This window comes from Acinetobacter sp. ANC_7504 (genome assembly GCF_056779995.1).
In genome coordinates this window covers 110,461-134,055 of the sequence record NZ_JBWYIZ010000002.1, presented here as the reverse complement: position 1 = coordinate 134,055, position 23,595 = coordinate 110,461, and the positions used below count along the sequence as shown (strand labels likewise).

The 23,595-nt window shown below is 37.5% G+C and carries 28 protein-coding genes; 14 read left to right on the top strand and 14 right to left on the bottom strand.

Going from position 1 to position 23,595, the window contains the following annotated elements:
* Positions 1 to 3: 3 nt before the first annotated feature.
* Positions 4 to 1,101: an undecaprenyldiphospho-muramoylpentapeptide beta-N-acetylglucosaminyltransferase gene (gene murG / locus AC1M9F_RS04565; protein ID WP_179999161.1), complete on the bottom strand. Its 1,098-nt coding sequence runs from the start codon at positions 1,099 to 1,101 to the stop codon at positions 4 to 6.
* A 393-nt stretch (positions 1,102 to 1,494) separates the two neighbouring features.
* On the opposite strand from murG, the gene AC1M9F_RS04560 reads away from it, so the two are divergent.
* Positions 1,495 to 2,712, top strand: a complete 1,218-nt coding sequence (locus AC1M9F_RS04560) for an MFS transporter (protein WP_481586876.1) — start codon at positions 1,495 to 1,497, stop codon at positions 2,710 to 2,712.
* Between the two features lie 19 nt (positions 2,713 to 2,731).
* On the opposite strand, the gene gshB is transcribed toward AC1M9F_RS04560, so the two are convergent.
* The 3 genes from gshB to AC1M9F_RS04545 all read right to left on the bottom strand — a co-directional run bounded on the left by gshB (position 2,732) and on the right by AC1M9F_RS04545 (position 5,484).
* On the bottom strand, positions 2,732 to 3,670 hold the full coding sequence (gshB, locus tag AC1M9F_RS04555) for a glutathione synthase (protein ID WP_481597179.1): 939 nt from the start codon (positions 3,668 to 3,670) through the stop codon (positions 2,732 to 2,734).
* A gap of 132 nt (positions 3,671 to 3,802) precedes the next feature.
* Positions 3,803 to 4,696 carry a LysO family transporter gene (locus tag AC1M9F_RS04550; RefSeq protein WP_035270265.1) on the bottom strand — a complete coding sequence of 298 codons (894 nt, stop codon included), beginning with the start codon at positions 4,694 to 4,696 and terminating at the stop codon, positions 3,803 to 3,805.
* The gene (locus AC1M9F_RS04545; protein WP_481597178.1) at positions 4,693 to 5,484 is read right to left on the bottom strand and encodes a 2OG-Fe dioxygenase family protein; all 792 of its coding nucleotides are present in this window, start codon (positions 5,482 to 5,484) and stop codon (positions 4,693 to 4,695) included. The genes AC1M9F_RS04550 and AC1M9F_RS04545 overlap by 4 nt, the downstream gene beginning before the upstream one ends.
* 258 nt (positions 5,485 to 5,742) lie before the next feature.
* Here AC1M9F_RS04545 and AC1M9F_RS04540 point away from each other — a divergent pair, with 258 nt between their 5' ends.
* From AC1M9F_RS04540 to AC1M9F_RS04525, 4 genes are all read left to right on the top strand, one after another.
* Positions 5,743 to 6,300: a hypothetical protein gene (locus AC1M9F_RS04540; protein ID WP_481588798.1), complete on the top strand. Its 558-nt coding sequence runs from the start codon at positions 5,743 to 5,745 to the stop codon at positions 6,298 to 6,300.
* A 64-nt stretch (positions 6,301 to 6,364) separates the two neighbouring features.
* Positions 6,365 to 7,303 (top strand): hypothetical protein, encoded by a 939-nt coding sequence (locus AC1M9F_RS04535; RefSeq protein WP_481597177.1) that lies wholly within the window; start codon positions 6,365 to 6,367, stop codon positions 7,301 to 7,303.
* A 250-nt stretch (positions 7,304 to 7,553) separates the two neighbouring features.
* Complete coding sequence (locus tag AC1M9F_RS04530) at positions 7,554 to 8,165, top strand: NAD(P)-dependent oxidoreductase (RefSeq protein ID WP_092766521.1); 612 nt, start codon at positions 7,554 to 7,556, stop codon at positions 8,163 to 8,165.
* Between the two features lie 147 nt (positions 8,166 to 8,312).
* Positions 8,313 to 8,936 (top strand): LysE family translocator, encoded by a 624-nt coding sequence (locus AC1M9F_RS04525; RefSeq protein WP_481595735.1) that lies wholly within the window; start codon positions 8,313 to 8,315, stop codon positions 8,934 to 8,936.
* Between the two features lie 277 nt (positions 8,937 to 9,213).
* Here the strand turns inward: AC1M9F_RS04525 and arsH are convergent, their stop codons facing one another.
* The 3 genes from arsH to AC1M9F_RS04510 are packed head-to-tail and all read right to left on the bottom strand — an operon-like array spanning position 9,214 to position 11,283.
* Positions 9,214 to 9,918, bottom strand: a complete 705-nt coding sequence (arsH, locus tag AC1M9F_RS04520; RefSeq protein WP_481597176.1) for an arsenical resistance protein ArsH — start codon at positions 9,916 to 9,918, stop codon at positions 9,214 to 9,216.
* Positions 9,919 to 9,923: 5 nt separating this feature from the next.
* Positions 9,924 to 10,964: an ACR3 family arsenite efflux transporter gene (gene arsB, locus AC1M9F_RS04515; protein WP_481597175.1), complete on the bottom strand. Its 1,041-nt coding sequence runs from the start codon at positions 10,962 to 10,964 to the stop codon at positions 9,924 to 9,926.
* 4 nt (positions 10,965 to 10,968) lie between these two features.
* A complete protein-coding gene (locus tag AC1M9F_RS04510) occupies positions 10,969 to 11,283 on the bottom strand; it encodes an ArsR/SmtB family transcription factor (RefSeq protein ID WP_481595790.1) in 315 nt (104 codons plus the stop codon).
* Positions 11,284 to 11,365: 82 nt separating this feature from the next.
* Between AC1M9F_RS04510 and arsC the strand changes: the two genes are divergently transcribed.
* Positions 11,366 to 11,794 carry an arsenate reductase (glutaredoxin) gene (gene arsC / locus AC1M9F_RS04505; RefSeq protein WP_481597174.1) on the top strand — a complete coding sequence of 143 codons (429 nt, stop codon included), beginning with the start codon at positions 11,366 to 11,368 and terminating at the stop codon, positions 11,792 to 11,794.
* Between the two features lie 118 nt (positions 11,795 to 11,912).
* Here the strand turns inward: arsC and AC1M9F_RS04500 are convergent, their stop codons facing one another.
* Both AC1M9F_RS04500 and AC1M9F_RS04495 read right to left on the bottom strand, forming a co-directional pair.
* Entirely contained in the window at positions 11,913 to 12,395 is a 483-nt protein-coding gene (locus AC1M9F_RS04500) for a GrpB family protein (RefSeq protein WP_481597173.1), read from the bottom strand.
* A 115-nt stretch (positions 12,396 to 12,510) separates the two neighbouring features.
* Positions 12,511 to 12,975: a hypothetical protein gene (locus AC1M9F_RS04495; protein ID WP_481597172.1), complete on the bottom strand. Its 465-nt coding sequence runs from the start codon at positions 12,973 to 12,975 to the stop codon at positions 12,511 to 12,513.
* Positions 12,976 to 13,617: 642 nt separating this feature from the next.
* On the opposite strand from AC1M9F_RS04495, the gene AC1M9F_RS04490 reads away from it, so the two are divergent.
* Positions 13,618 to 14,103, top strand: a complete 486-nt coding sequence (locus AC1M9F_RS04490; protein ID WP_481597171.1) for a hypothetical protein — start codon at positions 13,618 to 13,620, stop codon at positions 14,101 to 14,103.
* Positions 14,104 to 14,284: 181 nt separating this feature from the next.
* Here the strand turns inward: AC1M9F_RS04490 and pyrE are convergent, their stop codons facing one another.
* Positions 14,285 to 14,935 (bottom strand): orotate phosphoribosyltransferase, encoded by a 651-nt coding sequence (pyrE, locus tag AC1M9F_RS04485; protein ID WP_481586886.1) that lies wholly within the window; start codon positions 14,933 to 14,935, stop codon positions 14,285 to 14,287.
* A 38-nt stretch (positions 14,936 to 14,973) separates the two neighbouring features.
* Here pyrE and AC1M9F_RS04480 point away from each other — a divergent pair, with 38 nt between their 5' ends.
* Complete coding sequence (locus AC1M9F_RS04480) at positions 14,974 to 15,792, top strand: exodeoxyribonuclease III (protein ID WP_092766525.1); 819 nt, start codon at positions 14,974 to 14,976, stop codon at positions 15,790 to 15,792.
* Positions 15,793 to 16,223: 431 nt separating this feature from the next.
* A complete protein-coding gene (locus tag AC1M9F_RS04475) occupies positions 16,224 to 16,574 on the top strand; it encodes a Spx/MgsR family RNA polymerase-binding regulatory protein (RefSeq protein WP_035264692.1) in 351 nt (116 codons plus the stop codon).
* Between the two features lie 48 nt (positions 16,575 to 16,622).
* On the opposite strand, the gene AC1M9F_RS04470 is transcribed toward AC1M9F_RS04475, so the two are convergent.
* Positions 16,623 to 17,060, bottom strand: a complete 438-nt coding sequence (locus AC1M9F_RS04470; RefSeq protein ID WP_035264927.1) for a DUF2147 domain-containing protein — start codon at positions 17,058 to 17,060, stop codon at positions 16,623 to 16,625.
* 143 nt (positions 17,061 to 17,203) lie between these two features.
* Here AC1M9F_RS04470 and AC1M9F_RS04465 point away from each other — a divergent pair, with 143 nt between their 5' ends.
* Positions 17,204 to 18,118 (top strand): alpha/beta hydrolase, encoded by a 915-nt coding sequence (locus tag AC1M9F_RS04465; RefSeq protein WP_035264694.1) that lies wholly within the window; start codon positions 17,204 to 17,206, stop codon positions 18,116 to 18,118.
* Between the two features lie 61 nt (positions 18,119 to 18,179).
* Here the strand turns inward: AC1M9F_RS04465 and AC1M9F_RS04460 are convergent, their stop codons facing one another.
* From AC1M9F_RS04460 to AC1M9F_RS04450, 3 genes are all read right to left on the bottom strand, one after another.
* Positions 18,180 to 18,947 carry a transporter gene (locus AC1M9F_RS04460; RefSeq protein ID WP_035264697.1) on the bottom strand — a complete coding sequence of 256 codons (768 nt, stop codon included), beginning with the start codon at positions 18,945 to 18,947 and terminating at the stop codon, positions 18,180 to 18,182.
* A 12-nt stretch (positions 18,948 to 18,959) separates the two neighbouring features.
* Positions 18,960 to 19,502, bottom strand: a complete 543-nt coding sequence (locus tag AC1M9F_RS04455) for an ankyrin repeat domain-containing protein (protein ID WP_035264700.1) — start codon at positions 19,500 to 19,502, stop codon at positions 18,960 to 18,962.
* Between the two features lie 126 nt (positions 19,503 to 19,628).
* Entirely contained in the window at positions 19,629 to 19,988 is a 360-nt protein-coding gene (locus AC1M9F_RS04450) for an HPF/RaiA family ribosome-associated protein (protein ID WP_035264715.1), read from the bottom strand.
* A gap of 241 nt (positions 19,989 to 20,229) precedes the next feature.
* Here AC1M9F_RS04450 and puuE point away from each other — a divergent pair, with 241 nt between their 5' ends.
* The 4 genes from puuE (at position 20,230) to AC1M9F_RS04430 (ending at position 23,544) form a co-directional block, all read left to right on the top strand.
* On the top strand, positions 20,230 to 21,192 hold the full coding sequence (gene puuE, locus AC1M9F_RS04445) for an allantoinase PuuE (protein ID WP_481588788.1): 963 nt from the start codon (positions 20,230 to 20,232) through the stop codon (positions 21,190 to 21,192).
* 132 nt (positions 21,193 to 21,324) lie between these two features.
* On the top strand, positions 21,325 to 21,828 hold the full coding sequence (gene uraD, locus AC1M9F_RS04440; RefSeq protein WP_481591960.1) for a 2-oxo-4-hydroxy-4-carboxy-5-ureidoimidazoline decarboxylase: 504 nt from the start codon (positions 21,325 to 21,327) through the stop codon (positions 21,826 to 21,828).
* Positions 21,825 to 22,151: a hydroxyisourate hydrolase gene (uraH, locus tag AC1M9F_RS04435; RefSeq protein WP_481597170.1), complete on the top strand. Its 327-nt coding sequence runs from the start codon at positions 21,825 to 21,827 to the stop codon at positions 22,149 to 22,151. The genes uraD and uraH overlap by 4 nt, the downstream gene beginning before the upstream one ends.
* 34 nt (positions 22,152 to 22,185) lie before the next feature.
* Positions 22,186 to 23,544 (top strand): nucleobase:cation symporter-2 family protein, encoded by a 1,359-nt coding sequence (locus AC1M9F_RS04430; RefSeq protein WP_481591961.1) that lies wholly within the window; start codon positions 22,186 to 22,188, stop codon positions 23,542 to 23,544.
* The last annotated feature ends 51 nt before the right edge of the window (positions 23,545 to 23,595 follow it).

The window sequence follows — 23,595 nt, the reverse complement described above, 5'->3', positions numbered from 1 at the left end:
AACTTACAAATCTTGAATTAAACCAACCACACGCTGAGTTGCATCTGGTTGAGCTTGTTGACGTGCTTTAACAGCCATTTCCGTCAACAATGTACGGTTCATGAGTGGCAATAAAACTGCTTTTAATGAATCAGGAGTGAGTGTCGCTTGTGGACAAATTTTTGCAGCATTAATATCTGCTAGGAATTTGGCATTCGCGGTTTGGTGGTCATCTACTGCACTTGGCAAAGGTACAAATACGGCTGCAACACCCGCAGTAGCAATCTCAGTGACCGTCAGTGCACCAGCACGACAGATTACAAGATCGGCATTGGCATAGGCTTCCGCCATATTTTCAATAAACGGTTGAACTTCTACCTGTAAATGATCAGGAGCATCGGCATAACGTGCCCGCGTGCTATCAGCATGATTTTGACCACACTGATGATAAACACTTAAAGGGACATCTAATTGTTTCAGTGCTTCGGGTACGCGCTCATTCAATGCTTGTGCGCCCAAGGAGCCGCCTACAATTAAAATACGAATAGGTTGATTGGCTTTTTCTCGCTCTTGATATCGCCAAGCAGGACTCAATATCGCAGAAATTTCCTTACGTACGGGATTACCTGTAGTCACGATTTTATGATTTTCTGGAAATGTTTTCGGGAATGCCTGACAGACCGTTTTAGCAACACGAGCCAATTGGGTATTGGTGAAACCCGCTACTGCATTTTGCTCATGAATGATGACAGGAATACCAAGAATACGCGCAGCCAAACCACCAGGACCTGCAACATAACCGCCAAAACCAGCGACTGCATCTACGTTTAATCGTTTCATATAGCGCATTGCGCTAAGCGTTGCTTTTAAAATTTTAAAAGGGGCTTGCAGCTTACGGACGATTCCATTGCCACGCACACCCTGAATATCAATTTGATAAATTGGAATGTGGTGATTTTTAAGCAAGCGGTTTTCCATACCTGAAGGCGTTGCCAACCATGACACTTCGACACCTTGCTGTTGTAATTCCTGAGCAACTGCTAGGGCAGGAAATACATGTCCACCTGTACCTGCAGCCATCATCATGACATGTTTAGGTTGTTTATGCTGAGCTTGTGTCACGGTCTAATTCTTCAAATCTAAGAGCTAACAGAAAATTTTATATAAGGCATCAATTGTAATCACAATCGTATATCCATGAAAGTTTATTTACTTTTTTTCACGGACCCTTTAATTGTTTTTTTCATATGATTTCAGAGTTTAAACTAGATTTATTATGAGGTGTGCCTTTTTTATGTATTTTACCATTCGATCTAGTTTATAACGCACCAAAATAATGATTAATGTGCACATTAAAAACCACCACAGTATTGGCTCTATTGTTCCTTCGTATCTGCACTACCACCATATTGGATATAAACTTATGTCTAAATGGTATGAGGCAATAGTTCTATTTATGATATTGCTATATCTCATTGAGATTCAGCTCGCGAATAAAAGGATTTTTAAACGCAAATGTCAAAAATATCATCTTATGACATTTGGATTATTTTGGCAGGCTACCTTGCTGCAATTCATGTCGGTAAACTTTCTGCTGTTATTCCAATTCTTCAAAAAGATTTAAATCTAAGTTTCACCCAAGCAGGCCTATCCTTATCACTGGTTCAAGGTGCTGGAATGCTATTTGCCCTGTGTATTGGTGCTGTATCTGAGAAAATAGGACTCAAAAAATGTCTTATTTTTGCACTCATTCTATTGGGGATGAGTAGTTTTGCAGGCTTATGGATTGATCATAGTATTAGCCTTTATTTTTTTCGATTTATGGAAGGCATTGGATTTCTCACCATTAGTCTTTGCGCTCCCGCAATTTTAAAACGCCTAAGCACGCCTGAAACCATGAATTTTAAAATGGGGTTATGGAGTTCTTATATGGGAGTTGGGGTTAGTCTTGCTATTTTGACCATCCCTGTATTACTCGAATGGCTCAGTTGGCAACACATTTGGGCATTATTTGGTGCCTTTTGTTGGCTGGTTGCCTTGATGATTTACCATTTTTTACGTTATGACGATAAGCAAACCACTGTAACGACAAAGGCACTGAGCACATCAACCTCCAACTCTTTTTTATCTATTGTTAAAGTCACCGTGACCCATCCACCCATTCTCTGTCTAGCCGTTATCTTTGCTTGCTATACCAGTCAATGGATCACACTCACAGGTTTTTTACCCAGTCTTTATGTCTCATTCAATATGGATTTAAAGCTTGCAGGAATTTTGGTGTCAATGGTTGTATTATCTAACTTAGGTGGAACCTTTGGCGCAGGCGTATTACTTCAAAAAGGCATATCTCCTTTTAAATTACTTCAATTTAGTTTTTTAAGTCTAATTTTATGTAGCTGGGTTGTATTTTCACAACCCTATTGGTTGATTTTTGAGTTGCAATATTTGTGCGCTATTTTGTTTTCTTTTATCGGTGGCATTATTCCGACGACCGTCTTTGCCAATACGCTTAGATACGCACCACAGGTCAATGCAGCAGCATCCAGTATGGGCTTAGTGCTGCAAATTTCTGCATGTGCGCAGTTCCTTGTTCCCCCAGCAACAGCAGCTCTCGTTTCGTCTTCTCACCAGTGGTCCAATGCCGCATGGGTTACCGTAAGTCTTTCCACCCTAGGACTATTGACCAGCTATTATTTATTTAAAATATATACGCAAAAAAAAGAGCCTATTTAGGCTCTTTTTTGCAGATCAACTAACGTCCAGCTTCCAAAACATCAAATAATGTATCTGCGATAGAAGTACCAAATTGTGCGTCTATTTCACGTATACACGTTGGACTAGTCACATTAATTTCTGTTACATAGTTTCCAATGACATCAAGACCAACAAATACCAGCCCCTTCTCACGCAAGAATGCTCCAACTTTAGCAGCAATCACCTTATCATTTTCAGTCAACGGACGTGCTTCACCACGCCCACCAGCAGCAAGGTTACCTCGCGTTTCACCATTTTGTGGGATACGCGCTAAACAATATGGAATTGGCTCACCATTGACCATCAGAATACGCTTATCTCCATCCACAATTTCAGGAATATAACGTTGCGCCATAATCGGTTGCTGCCCCATTTGAGTCAACATTTCCAAAGTTGAACCGATATTTGCCCCTGAAGCAGTTAAACGGAAAATCCCCATACCGCCCATCCCATCTAGCGGTTTTACAATCACATCTTGATGTTCAGCAATAAACTCTCGGATTAAACTTTGCTGTGAAGTTACCAAAGTCGGAACCTGCAGTTCTGGAAATTGTGTAGCGAACAGCTTTTCGTTACAGTCTCGCAAACTTTGAGGTTTATTGATAATCCAGGAACCTTCACGTTCCGCTTGTTCCAGAATATAAGTTGTATAAACAAAGTTCATATCAAAAGGTGGATCTTTACGCATGAGTACAACATCGTATGCGGCTAAAGATTCTTTCTGTTTTTCACCAAGTTCATAGTAATGATTATAATCCTCAAACACTTTAAGTGGTGAGATCAAACCAAAAGCTTTGCCTTGATCGATATATAAATCTTCCTGAAGTGCATACCCTAACTCATGACCGCGACGTGCAGCAGCCCAAAGCATTGCCATGGTCGAATCTTTTTTAAGGTTTACATTTTCGATGGGATCCATCACCACAAGTACGCGCATGATCTGTTCTCTATTTTATCAATGAAGCGATTATAACGAAGTTTAGTGAACGATCTACTGATCTATCAAAGGATCAATTGTATAAATTCAGAGAAGCTCTTTCCTATTTCTGCTGAGCACTAGAATTTGGATTCATATCAAACTACTAAAAAAAATAATAAAAAACGGCGCAATGAGCGTCAGGAAAAATCCACTGAGAATTGCAATTTGTACATCTAATGGTGAACAATTGTTTTTTACAAAGGGTAAAGTCGAGTCCATCGCCGTGGCACCACATACACCAATGATTGGCTTTGGATAACGCTGACCTAATAAATACAACAATGCAATCGCATAAAACTCTCGTACAAGATCTGTGATCAAAGCAAAAGTTCCCTGCTCAGGTCCTAAAACTTTAGCAACTAAAGGACCAGAAAGAGAGAACCAACCAAATCCACTCCCCATCACAACGAGTTCGACAAAAGATTGAGTCATGATATGACTCGTCAAATAAGCCGCAATAAATAGTGCAATGATTGAAAAAAATGGCACTTTAATATGATTCATAGTGAGGGCTTGAATTTTAATCGTAGACAAATCCACTCCGATTAAAAAAATCAACACATACAATAGTATCGCGCTTAACATTTCCCCTGATAAAGTCTTGGGTAATAGCCAATATAGCCCCATCCCGATCAACACCATTCCAATCGCAATCAAGCATTCGGTAATAGGTTTGAGCATATCCTTGAATGATTTTTGGTGCTCAGCCTTAAAGTGGCTACGATTAAATAAAAGTCCAAAGGTAATCACACTTAACACTGTAGAATAAATAAAAGCTTCAATTAATATTTTTGAACCAAGATCTTTATCAAACAAGACACTGCCAAATTGAAAGCCTATAGAGATGAGGAGCAACCACACCAAAAACGTAATTTGACCAACCAATATATTGCGAACTTGAACGTTTGCAGCTTTACCTATGCCCCAACCCAATATAAGAGAAATGAGAATAGGTAAAAGCGAAATTATTAAATTTTGAATCATATTTTTTGCTTTGTAAGAGAGAAATCAATCAAAATCATCCAGCGCTCACCAGCCTCAGCATTTGTGCCTTGACCTATTTTTCTAATAGGTGATACATAATGTGAAACTGCTGGATCGTGTACAGCAAAACTTTCAGAAGCTTGTCTCAACGTAAATTTTTGATAAATATTATAATTATTTACCTCATCTAAACGCTTATTTCTTTCCTGAGGTGATGCAATAAAGTTTTCACCTCCTTCAATGTTATTGCTCCTATAAAACAAATGAGCAAATGTGAATGGCTCACCATCCTGATGAAAACAATTAGGCGAACTAATTCCTAGCTGATCGGCATGAGTTGAACGTAGTTTGACAAAATGGACACCCACGTAAATTGGCAGATAGGCATTTTCCAAACCAAAAGTAAGTTGATAATCATCTACAATCAAATCATTAAGATATTGCGTAGATTTAGCTTCTTGGCTCAACGCGTTAAAATAACGAATCGACTGATGCTCGGGATTGTTCCCTCCCTGATCATATCCAGATAACTCCTGCCCTATATTATCACGCACTGTCGGCAACCAAATAGGCTTAAGATCTTTTTCCCAAGGTAAAATTAAGGCATTTCCGTATCTTCTAAACCTTTGAGTATGTGTAGGTGCAAAAGGATCTTTTTCAAGTTTTTCAAACTCTTTAGCTAGTAATAGTTTAGAAAAATGATCCACCTCTATAGATTTATAATGTAGATACCCTTTTGCTTTGAAGGTATTCTTCAAATCAATTTCTTGATGTTTTATAGCAGTCAAATTGCTATACGCCAGTATTAGCGTCTAATTGATCAAGCACAATTAATCCTTAAGAATAACTAAATAAATATCATAGTTACGCTAAAATTATTACGTTTTTATTAAGGTTTACTCACAAAATAATATTACTATTTCAAATTAAATTATTAAGAAAAATTACAAAATTATTGTTACAACTTCAAATACGAATTACATCAAACGTTAACATCGTTGAATAAAACTAACAGGACTTAATATTCCAACAATAGGTACAAGTCCATGATTAAAATAATTTCTACACTATGTTTACTCACTATCAGTTCAGTTACTTTAGCAGCAGGCAATCCTACACGAGTCGGTGATGTACTCGGTCGAGACCTCAACGTTCCAATTGTTGGTGCATTAGGGCATACAGGTGTATATGTAAGTTCAAACAATATTGTTCAAGTCATGAACAAAACGGCATATGTAGATGTGATTGAATATGTCAGCTTAAGTGGATTTAAAACTACAAAATATTGGGGAGCAAAGGCCAAAACAAGTTTTGGATATAAATCTCCTTACTCATCTGCTGCTAATCAAATCACTGCGATTTCAAATCAGCAACGACCTCATGTCGCTTACACGCTGTATTCAGCAACACCGAACCCAGCTGTGCAAGTCTGTTCACAATATAACTCCAACGGTGCTTGTAGCAAATATACATGGCAAAAGGGAACGTTCCGATGTGACAGCTTTACGAAATGGCTCTACACTCAGACAGGTAATGGTAATCTAGGAGGAAGCACACCGCGTGGAACTTTCAACAGTAGCTTACTCACAATTACACGAGTGTAAATAAATCATTCCCATTATATTGCCTTCACATCTCTGATGTTGAAGGCAACGACAGCTTAATATTATGAATAAGAAAAATATTTTTTTGGTTATTTTGATCTTCGTGATCTGTGCAGTAATTTTATGGGTGTATTTGAAATCGACAGCAGATACGACTCAAAGTATATCAAATCAAAACAATAATACTTCAACGCTAAAAAGCAATGAAGATCGTGCGACTAGCTTGTCTGAAAATAGTGCAGATATGGAACTCAACACTAGCAACCTACCCGTATGGGCAAAAAAGTTACTTCAACTGGATCAATCTGCTGCGAATCGAGAAGAAAAAATACATGATTTAATTCAGCTCCTTGAACAAAACCAGCATGATGAAAATGCAATAGAAGAAATCCTGACTCAACTTACTTCTCTCAATCCTTTAGAAGCAACTGAACAAATTTTGCCATTTCTCACACATCAAAATCCTAAAATTCAAAGCTTAGCGATAGGCGCACTGAATAATGCGATGTTGCTGACTGATCGAGAACATGAACTCAAAAAATCCCTACCTGAAAATGATTTGATTCGACAGAAAATTAGTCACGCTTTAGAGCAACGTTTTCAGGATCCAAATTTAGATCCAAAGGTTAAACAAGTTCTTATTTCTAGCCTACCGCATACCGCATCTGTCCAAACTCAGCACAATCTTGTACAAGAACTTCTTCAACAAAATTCTATCTCACCAAACGAAGCACAATTTCTTTCTCAATATCTGCTAAATGGTCAGGGAAATAACACAACTTTAGAACAACTTGCGCATAAAAATCCGAAGATGATTGAAGACATTATTGCGAATTTAAATAATCAAATTGTCGACCAACCAGCTATTGTTGAAGTTCTGAATAATGATCAAAAAAAGCAACTACATAATTTTATCTTACAGCATCCACCAAGCTCGAAAGATGAAAGCTATGGATATAAAAATGATATATGGCGATTTTCTTTAAACCAACTTCAACAATAAATAAAAGTTAGACTGGTTTTATATGAATATTTTTCAAGCTTATAATTACATAAAATTTACATTTAAAATAATTAAATAACTTCTCACTCCTATTTTAACTATAAATCAACATAGATTTAATACATTAATCTTTTTTATTTTAAGCTAAATTAATATTACATTTTAATCATTCATGATTTCATTTTTTTAATCGTGATGACTAAATATTTAGCACTCCAATAATCATAGTTATAAATTTAATGAGGGCATTATGAAAATAGTTTTAATTGGTGCAACAGGCATGGCAGGTTCTCGTATTCTTGAAGAGCTTGTTTCACGTGGACACTACGTCAAAGCGATTGCGCGTAATACAAGCAAAGTTTCAGATACAGAGCGTGTGTTAACTGTAGATTTAGATTTAAATGATCAAGAAGCACTTGTAAATGAGCTGAAAGGTCAAGATGCTGTAATTAGTGCAGTACGTTTCCAAGGTCTTGATATCAATTCACTTCTTAATGCTATTCGTGAATCAAAAGTTAAACGTTATATTGTTGTTGGTGGCGCTGGCGGTTTAACTGTACCAAATCAAAATGTGCGTGTAATCGATACAGAAGACTTCCCTGATGCATATAAAGCCGAGGCGGAAGCAGGCATTCAGTTCTTTGATAAGTTAAAACAAGTGGACGACATTGACTGGACCTTTATTGCTCCTGCAGCGGAATTCGGTCCTGGTAAGCGAACTGGTGAATATCGCTCTGGTAAAGATGAACTTATCGTTGGTGAAGAAGGCAGTAAAATCTCTGCAGAAGATTTCGCAGTAGCGCTCAGTGATGAGCTTGAAAATAATAACCATATTCAAGAGCGCTTTAGCGTAGGTTATTAATATTCAATGATATTATTAAAAAAGGAAGCTTAGACTTCCTTTTTTATTATTTATTTCGCTCTATGAGATATTTTAAATAAATGAGATGAATGAAATCTAAAGAGGTTATAATATTTATATAAATAAAATTTAAAAAGTAGTATTTTCATGAATTATCTTGAGTATTTTTTATATATTTTCACTGTCATTATTATGATTGCCACTCCAGGCCCTGTTATGATTTTGGTGGCCAGTGCAGGTGCAAAAGGTGGTTATCGAAAAGCATTACAGACTATTTTAGGTACTAATGTTGCCTCACTATGTTTAATTACCCTTTCAATTCTTGCACTTAAGGGTGTTCTGCATTTTAATGAGCATATTTTCAATGTCATCAAAGTCCTAGGATGTCTTTACATTGGCTATTTAGGTTTTGAAATTCTTAGAGAAACTTTTCAGCACAATCAAACTGCCTCTTCAAAGATCAAGCCGATCGATAGTGGTTTTTCCAAAGGTTTTTTAGTTGGTATTTCCAATCCTAAAGATATTATTTTCTTCACTGCTTTTTTTCCGCAGTTTATTCAAATTACGCCAAATATAGATTTAAGTTTGACGCTGTTAATCATCACATGGATCATTTTGGATTTTGTCGTACTATCTTTAGTCTATTTAGGGTTTAACGCTATTTCTCAACAACGTATTTATTCAAAAATCTTAGCCTTGTGTGGCGCGATCCTCATGACCATCGCTGGGTATGGGATATTCAGCACAGCGCTCTTTTATGAGTCTCTTTAACTTACTTAAACTACAATTTATGAATGTATTTATTCCCGAGGTTTCTAATGATGCAACCCGCCATGATCGTCTTTTATTCAGAAGATAAAAATCATTGAGTAGATGATTCTTGCCTGCGATCAGGTTATACATTTGCATATGCCCCACCGTGGCAAAATCGTCCTTGAGTGATGAGGTAACAAGAACTGAATGAAAAGTTGGGCATAACGTAAAAATGTAATTTGTGTGATGCAGACAAGAATTTCGCATAAGGTGTATTATGTTAATTTTAGGAAATCTAAATACTCTTTTGATTCACACGCTTTGAAAGCTCTTCTGCACTTTCTACACGTTCAGAGTAACGGTCAGTGAGATATGAGGACTGTCCCCTGGTTAAAAGCGTAAATTTATAAAGTTCTTCCATCACATCGACAATCCTCATGTAATAAGAAGAAGGCTTCATACGACCATCCTCTTCAAACTCTAGAAATGCTTTAGGGACTGAGGACTGATTTGGTATCGTGATCATACGCATCCAACGCCCTAAAATACGTAATTGATTTACAGCATTAAAGGATTGCGAACCTCCACAAACTTGCATTACAGCTAAGGTTTTACCTTGCGTTGCACGGATTGCACCCGCTGCTAATGGAATCCAATCAATTTGAGCTTTCAATATCGAACTCATTGAGCCATGACGCTCAGGAGAGCACCACACCATGCCTTCTGACCATGCTAAGAGTTCATGGAGTTCCTTAACCTTTGGATGTTGCATATCACCATCTTCAGGGAGGGGTAGCCCTTTTGGATGGAAGATTTTCACTTCCGCACCAAAATATTCAAGGATTCGACCAGCTTCCTGAACAGCTAAACGGCTATATGATCTATCACGATTTGAGCCATACAAAAGCAGTATTCTTGGTGGATGTTTAAGGTTCTTTGCCTGAACTTTTTCTAAAGTCGGTTTTTCTAAAAGACTAGGATCAATATTTGGTCGGTTCATTCGACTCATGCCTCTTTAAACACTTTTTTTCTCAGCCATAGCGAAACTGTCACTAAGGCAATCAATACAGGAACTTCAACAAGCGGACCAATCACGGTTGTGAAAGCCACAGGTGAAGCTAATCCAAAAGTGGCAATCGCTACAGCCAGTGCTAATTCAAAATTGTTGCCTGCCGCAGTAAAGGAAATAGCAGTTGTTTTAGGATAATCGTTACCCATCCACTTACTCATAAAGAAGCTGATGAAGAACATCGCAACAAAGTAAATTGTCAAAGGAATAGCGATTCTAAGCACGTCTAGAGGAAGGCTAATCACTTCACCACCTTTAAGACTGAACATGGCTACAATCGTGAATAAAAGGGCAATAAGGCTGATTGGGCTAATCTTTGGGATAAATTTATCCTGATACCAAGCCAAACCATTCTTTTTAACCAAAATCAGTCGGGTTAAAAACCCAAGTAAGAACGGAATACCTAGATAAATAAGAACAGCATGGGTAATTGTCCAAAAGCTCACATTAATGATTTGTGCTTCTACCCCAAAGAATGGTGGTAAGAAGGTTAAGAATAACCAAGCATAAGTACTAAAGAATAAGATCTGGAAGATACTGTTAAACGCGACTAAGGCAGCGACATATTGATTATCCCCACATGCCAGATCGTTCCAGACGAGGACCATCGCAATACATCGGGCTAAGCCTATGAGAATTAGGCCAGTCATGTATTCAGGATAGGCATGTAAAAAAATGATTGCCAAACCAAACATTAAGCAAGGTGCTATTAGCCAGTTTTGAACGAGAGATAATGTAAGGGTTCGCTTGTCCTCAAAGACTTTAGGCAAAGTCGCATAGTCTACTTTGGCAAGTGGTGGATACATCATCAAAATAAGCCCTATTGCGATAGGGATATTCACTGAATTAATGCTTAATTGATCGAGTACCGCAGATGCTTGAGGAAAAAATACACCAATACCTACTCCTAATGCCATGGCAATGAAAATCCATAGCGTTAGATTTCGATCTAAGAATGAGAGCTTTGATCCGGACATTGAATTACTCGCATTGCATAGAGATAGATAAGTTGCTTGCAGGTTTATTCAGTACTTCATCATTTAAGACATTGAGCACTTCATTTACCCATTCTGGTAAATCAGGATTTAATCGGTAATACACCCATTGTCCCTTACGCTCATCTAGCAAAATTGAGAGGTTACGGAGTAAAGCCAAGTGACGAGAAATTTTGGGTTGGCTCAGTTGTAAGATCTCTGTGATTTCACAAACACATACATTCTGTCTTTCTAAAATAATTTTTAAAATATCCAAACGTGTCGGGTCAGATAGGCATTTAAAGAAATCTGCTTGATCCATCATCTACACTCCAATATATGCTATTGCGAATATACGCATATCCATATATAAATGCAATATTATTAAGTTCTGAGTTAATCCAATGTCATCGAAAGTTAAGATCTATCACAACCCAGCTTGCGGAACATCAAGAAATACACTAGCTCTCATTCGAAATACAGGAGAAGAACCTGAAATTATTGAATACCTTCTTACCCCTCCGAGCAAGAGAGAACTGATTAATTTAATTGAAAAATCAGGTCTTTCTGTACATGAAGCTATTCGTAAAAATGTAGAACCTTTTGAAACTCATAAATTGGATCAGCCACACTGGACAGATGAACAGCTCATTAATTTTATGCTTGAGTATCCAATTTTGATTAATCGTCCATTCGTAGTAACTGAGATCGGTGTAAAACTTTGTAGACCATCTGAACTCGTTTTAGATATTTTATCTGCACCTCAAATAGGTGCTTTTACTAAAGAAGATGGTGAAATAATCATCGATAAAAATGGTAAGCGGATTAAATAAATCCGCCTCATTTAACATAATGGTCGTTATGCGAAATCAAAAATAGTAGATAAGGATCATATTTTGACCTTAATGCAAAACGTAACATTTTGATTTAAATTAAGAAAATATAAATATTTTAAGAAATATTTTTATATAATATCTCTTTAATGAAAGAAGCTTTTACCTTTCTATAATCATCTTCTTCAAATCCAATACAGTCGATTTTTAACTGATTATATTGATCTACTAAATGTGGTGAAGAAATTAAGATATCTCTAAAAGTTAGAAAATTTAAGTACAAAGAATCTTCAGTAATAACTTGAAATGCTATATCTTTCTCAGAGTTAATAGCTTCTAGCATGCAAAGATCATTTGTTCTTAACGTATTGCTTTTCTCTCTAAAATTTAATTTTTTTAATAAATTTATAGATTTTTTAAACTCTTTTTCAGGGATACAAACTAAAATATCGAGATCACCCTTAGAATATGCATTAGGTATTGCTGAAGATCCTATATGCTCAACTCTAGCATTTGGAAGTAATCTTATAATTTTCTTTTCATATTCATTAAAAAGAATTTTCAATTCATCTTGATAAGCACTTGCAGGAAAAAATTTCATTATTCTAAAAACTAACTATTAATTCAGAAATACTTTATCAAACATAAAAAATCTAATAATTTTTTTATGTTTGATTTATTTAACATAAAATCTCTTATGCGAAGTTAAAAATAAATTACCAATAAGCCAGATTATTCTGAATGTATTCGGAGTTTTCCTCATTATCGATTATCAACTCATTTTTATAAATTTTTTGCATTACCTCTAACAATTGTTGCTTCTCGTTCCCTTCTAAGGGTAATTCATCTAGATTTACAATAACTTCATAATTTACAGTCATATTAAACGTAAACTTAAATTCTTTTTCACTATTCTTATATGATAAAAAAGTGTAATACATCCCACTTCGAAATTTCATTAATGCATAATCAGTTTTAATAGGTGAACCACCATTCCAACTGATAATCAACTTAGCTACCTGCTCACACTTTTCTGGTGAAGCTATTCCATTGTATTTTTTTATGGATTCATCATTTAATAAAATACTAATATCGCTTACATCTCCAAATTTTTCTATAATTTCACAAATTAAATCAGTTATATATATTAACTCTACATTTGGAATTTTTAACTTAGGCAACCAAACATGTCTAAGTATTTCTTGAATTTTATGTCTATTGCACATATGTAAAACATTCTCAATTGGAACTATATTTTTATATTTAGCACAAAATTTCTTATAAAATAAAAAAGCCCAACATCCTGTTGGGCTTTTTTACGTATTTGATGCGTTGGTATAACTCCTGTCGTACCTACATATTCCATTGCTACGATTTCTTATTGTTATCTGGAGCATCCTGCTCTCTATGTGTTCATCATAGAAAATTGAGGGGGATTGGTATAGACGCAAAATACCTGAATGAATGTGAGCCAAGGCGTACAAAATTGATTAAAACTTATCCCAAAAGTTGTCCGCAGAAATTGGGGATGAATTTGATCTTAAAAGGCATATATCTTATAGGGAATTGCGGTTTCTGATCACTTTTTGAACAATTTTATTGGCAAGAAGTATCAAAATTGCTCAAAAAGAAACCGACATGTTTCAAAGTCGGCTTTTTGCTGTTTTTCGGGGTCGGTAAATATTTTTAAGTTATTGATTTTGAATAATTATTATGATTGCATTTCGCATAAGCTCTATTATGTTAAATGGGTTATTTATGGCTCTTTCTAAGAATCCGAATAGTAGTAATATACTTATCCAATGAATAAGAACATTAAATTAATGAAATACTCAAAAGCAAAAATCAAAAAGGCCCTCTTACTTGCTCCATTACCAGTATTCTTATTTCATTTCTTCTTTAAATTCATGCATCATGAAGGAAAACTCAGCTTAAATGCAGATTTCTTTTTTGCTATTTTTCTTGGTTTTTTAGGTTATTGTCTTGTTTATTTAGCTTATTGCATTTTGACCGTACCTTTTAGTTTCATTTTCTCTATTCTTTTAAATCATTATCGTTTCCTCAACTTATTAACCATCTGTATTAGCTCCTTAATTATTTCTACACCATATTGCCTTTTTCTGAGATGGTGTTTTAAAGAAGAAATTTCTCCACCGCACTATATGGAAGGAATGCCTCAAGAATGGTGGATGATCTATACTGATATATCTTTTTTTATTTTTACATTATCCGTTGGCCTATTTTATTGGTTATGTTTGATTCTTCTAAAAGAGAAGCAATCACACACTGTAATCACCCGCTTTATGTAATATTTCTAAAATTAACATAATACACCTTATACGAAATTTTTTTTATTAAATACAAATCAACAACTTATATCGATATAAAAACCCAGACCTATAGATCTGGGCTTTTTTATAGATTCTTCACGTTCCACGCTTATTTATTAAGCAATGTTTCACATTAATATTAAGTAGAACTTTATAAGACTTAGATTCCGTACTTCACACGGTACGCTTCCATTTTCGCTAAAGCATCTTTGTCGCCTTTAGCATCTAAGTAATCCATTAAATCTTTCATTGTGATAAGCGCATGCACAGGAATTTCAAGCTCTTTTTGAACTTCTTGAATCGCAGACAATTCACCCTGACCTTTTTCTTGACGGTCAAGTGCTACCAATACACCGGCAATTTGCGCGCCTGCATTTTTTAAAATGGTCACAACTTCACGAATGGCTGTACCCGCAGTGATCACATCATCAATGATCCACACTTTTTTACCTTCTACCGAAGCACCCACAAGCACACCACCCTCACCGTGATCTTTAGCTTCTTTACGGTTGAAGCCCCAAGGTACACTTACACCGTGGTTTTGTGACAATGCTACAGCCGTTGCAGCTACAAATGGAATCCCTTTATATGCAGGGCCAAATATCACTTCAACGTGTTCGCATTCAGTTAACTTTGCTGCATAGCCAGAAGCCAAGCCAGTTAAGGCTTCACCGTCATTTAACAAACCGGCGTTGAAAAAATAAGGACTCACACGACCTGATTTTAAAGTAAACTCACCAAATTTAAGCACACCACGTGATAATGCCAGTTCGATAAAAGCTTGTGGATTAAATGCCGCTTGCGCTGTCATGAGGTGCTCCATTTATTAAATTGAGGTTAAACTCGAGCATGATACCAAAGAGTAGCTATCCTAGTGATCAAAAAATTTTACGTGTCGTATCAATCAACGTAAATGGTCTTCGTTCTGCAGAAAAAAAAGGAATTTTTGACTGGATGGCAACTTCAGATGCCGATGTCATTTGCATGCAAGAATCCCGTATTACACACGAACAATGGACAGATAAATTTAAGCCAGAAGGTTGGTATACACACCTATTCCCAGCTGAGCGTCCTGGCTATGCTGGTACCGCAATCTATAGTCGTTTGCCGTTTATCTCAGTTACCGATGGTCTGGGTTTTGAATTGGCTGATTCACAAGGTCGTTTTATCTCAGCAGAATTTGATCTAGGCTTAGAGAAAACAGCTCATATTTGCTCACTCTATTTACCATCAGGTTCTTCTGGTGAAGAAGCACAAGCCCGTAAAGATCACTTTCTAAATGAATACAAGCAGATCTTGAAACAATGGCGTGATGAAGGTAAATCTGTGATTGTTTGCGGTGACTACAATATCGTACATAAACGCATTGATATTAAGAACTGGTCAGGCAATCAAAAAGCTTCAGGTTGTTTACCACATGAACGTGCATGGCTCGATCATATTTATGATGATTTAGGCTATGTCGATACCTTCCGTGAAGTGCGTAAAGAAGCAGAACTTTATTCATGGTGGTCAAACCGAGGACAAGCCCGTGCCAAGAACGTGGGTTGGCGGATTGACTATCAAGCTTGCTCACCAGATTGGAAAGATCGTACTGTGAATGCATGGGTATATAAAGAAACGTGGTTTAGTGATCATGCCCCTGTCATTATCGATTATAAAATTTAGTGCCGTGCAAACTGAGTGAACAACTGTTTACTAAATGCACGCTAATTGCTCACAAATCTTGTCGTGTTAACGTATTTTTATTCCGACTAATTCAGTGCATTATTGTCGCACGGCACAGGGACATGTCAGGATGACAATAGGGATTGGAAGCCGTAGGATGAAAAGAAAATAAATTTCGGTTTATTTTCCAAGGATGAAGACATTGGACGTTGAATTGAGACCCGCATGATCAGGATGATTTAATGCGGGTTTTCTCTATTTAAAAGATCAATACAAATTTTAAGATAAGAAATTTTCCACCATTTTATTGATAACCACCATGAAGCCACACTGTAGATTTCAAACCTATTTAAAATATTCTGATCACATTTATGTTTTTGCGTAAATTTTGCTAAGCTCTAGACTGATCACAATGAATAAGACTGTTAGAGATGATTAAAGTTTACGGCATTAAAAATTGCAACTCGATGAAAAAAGCATTCGATTTACTCAATGAGTTGGGGCTTAGTTATGAGTTCCACGATTATAAGAAACAAGGTATTGATGCTGAAACAGTACAAAAATGGCTAAAGGATCTTGGTGCTGAACTTGTCCTCAATAAAAAGGGAACGACTTGGCGTAAATTGTCTGAGGAAGATCAACAAATTGCCCTTGCATCTGAACAGGGTTTGATTGAAGCACTGACTACACATACGAGCCTTATAAAAAGACCAGTGATCACTACTGAATCAGGCTATGTAGTAGGTTTTGATGAGAATGCGATAAAAGCATTAAAGAAATAAGAAATAAAAAAAGCCGAGCAACTACTCGGCTTTTTTATGAATCTTAAATTAGTTCACGCGTACCCAAGTTTGGTTACGACCAAGCGCTGATACGCCGATGAAACCACGAAGTTCGAGCTTTTGACCACCGTCTTTCAATGAACCCTTCAATTTGTAAGTTTTTCCAGATTGTGGGTCTAAGATTGAACCACCATCGTAATTCGTTCCACCTACATTTTTAAGACCCTTCACAATGGTTAAACCTTTTAAAGATTTCTTGTGATAGGGACCTTCACAGTTCGTACATGAATTTTCTTGACCCGGTGTGACAACACTCTGAATCGTTGCATTCAATGTTCCGTTTGGCTGTTCAGTGAATTTTACAAAAGCTTTAGCTTTTTTAGTTTTCTCATCAATCGTATTCCACACGGTACCATTGAGTGGATCTGCAGCATTTGCAAATACTGCTGAAGCGAGTAATCCTAACGCTAGTGCAATTTTTTTCATTGTTTTTTGTTTCCCTTGCTGAATTGACTTTAATATTATTAAAAATTGATAACATTTAAGCAATTTTTGAATGTGACTATTTAGTGTACCATTGTAATGCTGTGTGCTGATAATAAACATAATTTCATTAATATGGAAAAACAATGAAGATCAATCCGGTTTTGAAACAATACATAACAGAGTCTTTTTTAAAAACGAGTCTTCGCTTTCCGAGTCGCTTTAATCTTCCCCCCACCGTACTTCGTGTTGCCTTAGAGCAGATGACGCGTGTTTTTCCACAGTCCAAAGATGTCAGTATTCGAAAACTAAGAATCGCAGGTATTCGTGCCGAAGAAATTTTGCCTCAACCTGAAACGACTCAGCTCATTTTTCACATTCATGGTGGCGCATTCTTTTTAGGATCGTTAAATACACATCGCGCATTGATGACTGAAATGGCACTTCGGACTCAAATGCAAGTGCTACATATCGATTACCCTCTTTCACCTGAACAACGTTTCCCCGATCTCGGAGAAGCAATCTATGATGTGTACCAATTATTGGTAGAGCAAGGTGCTCAACCGAAAGATATTATTTTATCTGGCGATTCTTGTGGTGCCAATTTAGCACTTGCACTGGCTTTACGTTTAAAAGAAGAAAATCCAAAACTTCTTCCAAGTGGCTTGATTTTAATGTCACCCTTTCTTGACTTAACTTTGACCAGTGAATCTCTACGCTACAATCAAAAGCATGATGCTTTATTGTCAATTGAAGCTTTAGAAGCAGGCATAAATCATTATGTTCCTAAAGGTGTAGATGTCTCAATTCCCGAAATTTCCCCAATTTTTGGAGATCTCAAAGGATTGCCACCGACATTGGTTCAGGTGGGTTCAAAAGAAATTTTGTTAGACGACTCTACGCGATTTGAAGAAAAGGCTAAAGCAGCTGGAGTGGATGTTGAGTTTAAGTTATACACCGGTATGTGGCATAACTTCCAAATGTTTAGCGCTTGGTTTGATGAAGCAAAGCAAGCTTTGACCGATATCGCAGAGTTTGCCCATCGTTTGGATAAAGACTGATTGAATCAAAACTAAAGTAAACATAAAAAAGAGTAGCGTAAGCTACTCCTTTTTTATTCATTTAGAATAAGTATGAGACACCAAATCCACCATGATAACTTCGATCGGATCCACTTAGGTCTACACCGATGCTTGCATCTAACTGCGCACGATCATTCAAGGCATAGATTAAACCAGATGCCAGTCCATACTCTCGCTCTTGGCTTTCTTTCTTGGTAAATACTGCTTCAGAATAGCCCGATAAATTACCCACGATTTTATACCCAATAGTAGGTACAGCAGTCACCGACCAGTCACTATTTTGAGCCGAATAGAACATTCCTATTCCTGTCGTTACAGTATCGTTATATTGATACTCAACAGATGAGCCCAAAGTATAAATATCATCAACATAAGTAAAACGATCATTTCCTGTTGCGATTTTAGCTTGTGCCAAAATTGCCATTTTCAGTTGATCATCTTGTAAGTCAACGTGATGCTTAATCCCAACAGAAACATCACCTAAACCATCATGGTCATCAGTTCGATTTTGGATTCGGGTCCGCTCCCACGCTGGGCCATCCCAACCCAATTGAAGCTCAGTATTCTTACTCAATCCCGTACGCAACAGGACATCAGCATTGAGTCGCAATGATTTATTTTTAAAACCATTTTCAGTACTTTCAACATACTGTGCAGTTGGAAGTCCCTGCTCCCATGCCAATTGACCTACGGGCGTAATGCCTGTGCTGAAACTCGTACCAGGTCGATCGAAGGCAAAATCTGCAGCCATCGCACTTACACTCGCGGTTGAGCAAAGTATCAAGCTCAGTTGTTTTAATTTTGTCATGGGGCACCCAAATTAATTTAATTCTTTCGTCATTTTTGCGCCACGGCTACGTAATAACTCGAGTGTCTCACGTTCTTCCGGTAAAGCCTGTGACCAATCAATGGTATCAAAATCGCAGTCGAAAAATAAATCACTAATTGAACTCAGAATGGTATTCCCCTCTTCATCTTTGGTATTAGGATCAACTTGATGATCAAGTAAGCGTTGAACTGCAGGCACACATGCAGCACTCGCAGCATCCCAAAGTGGGCCGTAACATTCCTCTGCATCCCATAAATGGAAATTAGCTTTCGCTGCAATCAGTGCATCTAGAATATCAAGATGTACTTGTAATTTCTGTTGTTTTTCTTCTGTTGAAAGCGCATTTCCTTGCTCATACGCTTCACAAATTTCTTCCCACCATTGAAATAAAGTGTCTGACCACACAGAAACCGCAGGGCCTTTCTCTCCTGCGATAAAGTTTGGATCTAAACCTTCTGCTAACAGGCGCTGTACCTGTGCTAGGTCTAATTCTTCTAAGGCCTGTAAAAACACTTGTTGATGTGCTGTTAGCATTTACTTTCTCTACTATTTATCTATAACGACATTATGCCTAATAATGCAGATCATTATTCAATTAAATAAATCAAAACTGTTCATTCAAAATTTTATTCAAAAAAAAAAGCCCCGAAGGGCTTTTTGCTATTCCACATCCACTTCATCTTCTTTCAGTTGGATGGGCGCTCCACGAGGGTTCTCTTTTTTCTCGAATACATGTTCAAGACTACGCTTTAATCGGTCAATCGCACCATGAATCGCTGTGTCGATATTATGACCTCTGTGATTGACCACAACTGGTTTTAGTCCAGCTGGGCGAGCTTCGATCATACATTGAATATCGTCTGCACCGCCTTTATGGGCATTTTCATCACTTAAATGAACCGAAAAATGGGTAATTCTTTCACTATGGCGTTGAAACTCTGTATTTAGTTCTGCACGTACATAATCAATTAATCGCTCACTGTTTTGAATATTCTTATCTGTACGGATTTCTATGTTCATAAATATCATCCTCACTCTTCTTCTGAATCATTTTTGTGCAAAACTTTTTATCTTGGCACGTTTGTAGCTTGCAATCTAATTGCATCGAACATCTTCAATTGCTGTTTGGAATACGTCCCTCCACATTGAATGATGAACACTTTTTGAGTCTGCAGAACCGTGTCCTTATACTTTGAATATCGGGCCTAACTCAAAAATATGCAAGTGGTATTTTAAAAAATTAATAAAAGGATTACTCATTGTGACAAGTACTTACTTACGCGGACAGGCGCTTATTGATTCGATTCAAAATGCACCTTATTCCAGAGACTTGAGAGGTTATGGGGCGAATCCACCTCATCCTCATTGGCCTAATCAAGCGCGTATCGCAGTGCAATTTGTCTTAAATTATGAAGAAGGTGGTGAAAACCACATTGAGCACGGTGATCAAGGTTCAGAGCAATTTTTATCTGAAATCGTTGGTGCTGCCAGTTTTAATGCTAAGCATATGTCAATGGATTCTATGTATGAGTATGGGTCAAGAGTCGGTTTTTGGCGTATTCATAATGAGTTCAAGAAACGTCAATTACCCATGACTATTTTTGGTGTGGGAATGGCTTTGGCACGTCATCCAGATGTGGTCGAAGCAATTAAATCTGCGGATTACGATGTGGTATCTCATGGTCAACGTTGGTTGCATTATCAGAATATGGATATTGAGACCGAAAGGCAGCATATGGATCAAGCCATTAGTGTACTTGAAACGCTATTCGGACAAGCCCCAATCGGTTGGTACACAGGTCGAGATAGTCCCAACACACGTCAACTTTTAACTGAATTTCCTCAAATCAAATACGACTGTGATTATTACGGCGATGATTTACCTTTTTGGACACAGCTCACCCATCCCAATGGCGAGCAGCATCCGCATTTAATTATTCCTTATACTCTGGACACCAACGACATGAAGTTTAGTTCAGCAGGTGGCTTCAATCATGGTGAACAATTTTATCAATATCTAAAGGATGCCTTTGATGTCTTGTATGCCGAAGGGGAAACTGCACCAAAAATGATGTCTATTGGGATGCACTGCCGTCTTTTAGGACGCCCAGGACGCTTCAAGGCACTACAACAGTTCTTAGACTATGTTCAATCTCATGAACATGTTTGGATTTGTCGTCGTGGAGATATTGCGCAACATTGGATCGATCATTTCGCACCATAATTTCACATTCATGAGAAAAAGAGTGCTTTATAAAGTGCTCTTTTGATCTTTTTCAGTCACTTTTTCCACCAAATCTACGTTGGCATTGTTATTGCAATTTAAGCCTAAAGTTTCAATGTATAGGTTTGAATTGTGTTGCTTTCAGAATTTAATCAAACATCTGTTGAACATCAGAAAGCATTTTTATTGCAATGTGTTCATATCCCACGATGGGGCGAGGAAATCATTCATCACGGTCCTTTTGACACACGAGAAGGACTATTAAAGTATGCTGAACAACATGCCATTACATGGACATGGGATGAAATTTTAGCAGCCCTAAATACACACCCAAGGATTGGCGAAAGAAAAGCAAAACTTGAATTATCAGAACAAGAACAAACTTTTTCAAGGCGTGAACAAGCACGCATCACACATGATCAAGAAGTTCTAGATGCGTTATATAAAGGCAACTTGGCCTATGAAAAAAAATTCGGTTTTATTTTTCTGATTAAAGCTTCTGGTTTGAATAGTGAAGAGATTCTGACTGCATTGGAATACCGCTTGCTAAACGATTTTGAGACTGAAAAAAGAATCGTCCATCGCCAACTTTTAGAAATTGCTTTACTGCGCCTCTCACAGGAAATTCAAGCATGATCAGCTCACATATTTTAGATACCCACCTTGGACGTCCTGCAAGTAATGTTGAAGTTAAGCTTTTTTCTGCGTCTGGAGAGTTATTAGCGATAGCCAAAACCAATTCTGATGGACGTGTGACAGCAGCAGATTTTGGACTCGATCAAATTGATGTCGCTGAATACAGCATCGAATTTATGACGCAAACTTATTTCTCAGCGCAGAACATCCCAACTTTTTTTCCAAAAGCCGTCATTCATTTTTCAGTAACCGATGCTCACCAACATTATCACATTCCCTTGCTCATTAGCCCTTATGCCTACTCCACCTATCGTGGCAGCTGAGCACTCGCAAATTTAAAATATAGAGGGATTTATTATGACTGCACACGAACAACAACAATCACCCGAACATGAATATCTTGGTACTGGTAAAAGTGCTGCTTATGGCTTACAACATGTTTTAACCATGTATGGTGGTATTATAGCGCCTCCTCTGATCGTGGGTACGGCTGCAGGCTTATCAGGTATGGAAATTGGGCTACTCATCGCTGCTGCTTTATTTGTCGGTGGCTTAGCGACAATTTTACAAACCATAGGCGTTAAACATATTGGTGCACAATTGCCCTTGGTTCAGGGTGTCTCTTTTGCTGGTGTAGCCACAATGGTCGCAATTGTCACCACAGGTGGCGGATTACAGGCAGTCTATGGTGCCGTCATTGTGGCATCACTTTTAGGGTTTTTCTTAGCGCCCTACTTCTCTAAAATTATTCGATTTTTTCCCCCAGTTGTTACAGGCTGTGTAATTACAATCATAGGCTTATCACTCCTGCCAGTTGCTGTGCGTTGGATGATGGGCGGCAATAAAAGTGCACCTGATTGGGGAAGTGCTGAAAATATTTGTTTAGCGTTAGCGACGCTTGCAATCGTCATAATATTGAATATGGCTGGCAGTGCCACAATTCGACGCCTTTCAATTTTACTGGCAATTATTCTTGGCACTGTCTTAGCATTTATGTTTGGCTTTGGTGATTTTAGCAAAGTTGGGGAAGGTCATTGGTTACAGGTTCCTAGCTTCTTTGCATTTGGTATGCCGACCTTTGAGTTTACAGCAATACTTTCCATGATCATTGTTACCCTCGTGATTATGACTGAAACTACAGCTGATATTATTGCAGTCGGTGAAATTATCGGTACGGATGTAGATTCAAAACGTATTTCAGATGGTCTACGCGCAGATATGTTATCAAGTGCAGCAGCACCGATCTTTGGTTCATTTATGCAAAGTGCGTTTGCGCAAAACGTTGGTTTAGTTGCAATAACAGGGATTAAAAGTCGCTATGTTGTCGCTGCTGGCGGGATAATTCTGGTCGTACTTGGATTACTCCCAGTGATGGGGCGTTTTATTGCAGCGATTCCTGTGCCTGTACTTGGGGGGGCTGGCCTTGTTTTATTTGGTACAGTAGCCGCGAGTGGTATCCGTACACTGGCAAAAATTGATTATAACGATCAGAAAAACTTAATTATTGTCGCGACTTCAATTGCTGCAGGAATGGTACCCATTATTGACCATTCATTCTATTCCGACTTCCCAAAATGGGTCCAAACCTTGTTCCATTCGGGTATTAGCTCAACCTGCTTAATGGCGATAATCCTCAATATATTATTTAATCACTTAAAATTATTTGGACCGAAAATTAGTATTAAAAGTAAACAAATAATTGATTCTCATCATTAATTTAAACCATCTTTGTATCAATGCCTGCATAGGTGGGCATTAATTTTTCCT

What these genes read in the sequence shown, in the direction of transcription:
- AC1M9F_RS04430 (WP_481591961.1), top strand. Translation starts at nt 22,186, where the DNA reads ATGACTGCACACGAACAACAACAATCACCCGAACATGAATATCTTGGT.
- AC1M9F_RS04500 (WP_481597173.1), bottom strand. Translation starts at nt 12,395, where the DNA reads ATGAAATTTTTTCCTGCAAGTGCTTATCAAGATGAATTGAAAATTCTT.
- AC1M9F_RS04535 (WP_481597177.1), top strand. Translation starts at nt 6,365, where the DNA reads ATGAATAAGAAAAATATTTTTTTGGTTATTTTGATCTTCGTGATCTGT.
- arsC (WP_481597174.1), top strand. Translation starts at nt 11,366, where the DNA reads ATGTCATCGAAAGTTAAGATCTATCACAACCCAGCTTGCGGAACATCA.
- AC1M9F_RS04465 (WP_035264694.1), top strand. Translation starts at nt 17,204, where the DNA reads ATGAAGATCAATCCGGTTTTGAAACAATACATAACAGAGTCTTTTTTA.
- arsH (WP_481597176.1), bottom strand. Translation starts at nt 9,918, where the DNA reads ATGAACCGACCAAATATTGATCCTAGTCTTTTAGAAAAACCGACTTTA.
- AC1M9F_RS04510 (WP_481595790.1), bottom strand. Translation starts at nt 11,283, where the DNA reads ATGGATCAAGCAGATTTCTTTAAATGCCTATCTGACCCGACACGTTTG.
- AC1M9F_RS04470 (WP_035264927.1), bottom strand. Translation starts at nt 17,060, where the DNA reads ATGAAAAAAATTGCACTAGCGTTAGGATTACTCGCTTCAGCAGTATTT.
- AC1M9F_RS04490 (WP_481597171.1), top strand. Translation starts at nt 13,618, where the DNA reads ATGAAATACTCAAAAGCAAAAATCAAAAAGGCCCTCTTACTTGCTCCA.
- uraH (WP_481597170.1), top strand. Translation starts at nt 21,825, where the DNA reads ATGATCAGCTCACATATTTTAGATACCCACCTTGGACGTCCTGCAAGT.
- AC1M9F_RS04550 (WP_035270265.1), bottom strand. Translation starts at nt 4,696, where the DNA reads ATGATTCAAAATTTAATAATTTCGCTTTTACCTATTCTCATTTCTCTT.
- gshB (WP_481597179.1), bottom strand. Translation starts at nt 3,670, where the DNA reads ATGCGCGTACTTGTGGTGATGGATCCCATCGAAAATGTAAACCTTAAA.
- AC1M9F_RS04480 (WP_092766525.1), top strand. Translation starts at nt 14,974, where the DNA reads ATGATACCAAAGAGTAGCTATCCTAGTGATCAAAAAATTTTACGTGTC.
- AC1M9F_RS04540 (WP_481588798.1), top strand. Translation starts at nt 5,743, where the DNA reads ATGATTAAAATAATTTCTACACTATGTTTACTCACTATCAGTTCAGTT.
- AC1M9F_RS04530 (WP_092766521.1), top strand. Translation starts at nt 7,554, where the DNA reads ATGAAAATAGTTTTAATTGGTGCAACAGGCATGGCAGGTTCTCGTATT.
- pyrE (WP_481586886.1), bottom strand. Translation starts at nt 14,935, where the DNA reads ATGACAGCGCAAGCGGCATTTAATCCACAAGCTTTTATCGAACTGGCA.
- AC1M9F_RS04560 (WP_481586876.1), top strand. Translation starts at nt 1,495, where the DNA reads ATGTCAAAAATATCATCTTATGACATTTGGATTATTTTGGCAGGCTAC.
- AC1M9F_RS04460 (WP_035264697.1), bottom strand. Translation starts at nt 18,947, where the DNA reads ATGACAAAATTAAAACAACTGAGCTTGATACTTTGCTCAACCGCGAGT.
- arsB (WP_481597175.1), bottom strand. Translation starts at nt 10,964, where the DNA reads ATGTCCGGATCAAAGCTCTCATTCTTAGATCGAAATCTAACGCTATGG.
- AC1M9F_RS04450 (WP_035264715.1), bottom strand. Translation starts at nt 19,988, where the DNA reads ATGAACATAGAAATCCGTACAGATAAGAATATTCAAAACAGTGAGCGA.
- AC1M9F_RS04455 (WP_035264700.1), bottom strand. Translation starts at nt 19,502, where the DNA reads ATGCTAACAGCACATCAACAAGTGTTTTTACAGGCCTTAGAAGAATTA.
- AC1M9F_RS04525 (WP_481595735.1), top strand. Translation starts at nt 8,313, where the DNA reads ATGAATTATCTTGAGTATTTTTTATATATTTTCACTGTCATTATTATG.
- AC1M9F_RS04475 (WP_035264692.1), top strand. Translation starts at nt 16,224, where the DNA reads ATGATTAAAGTTTACGGCATTAAAAATTGCAACTCGATGAAAAAAGCA.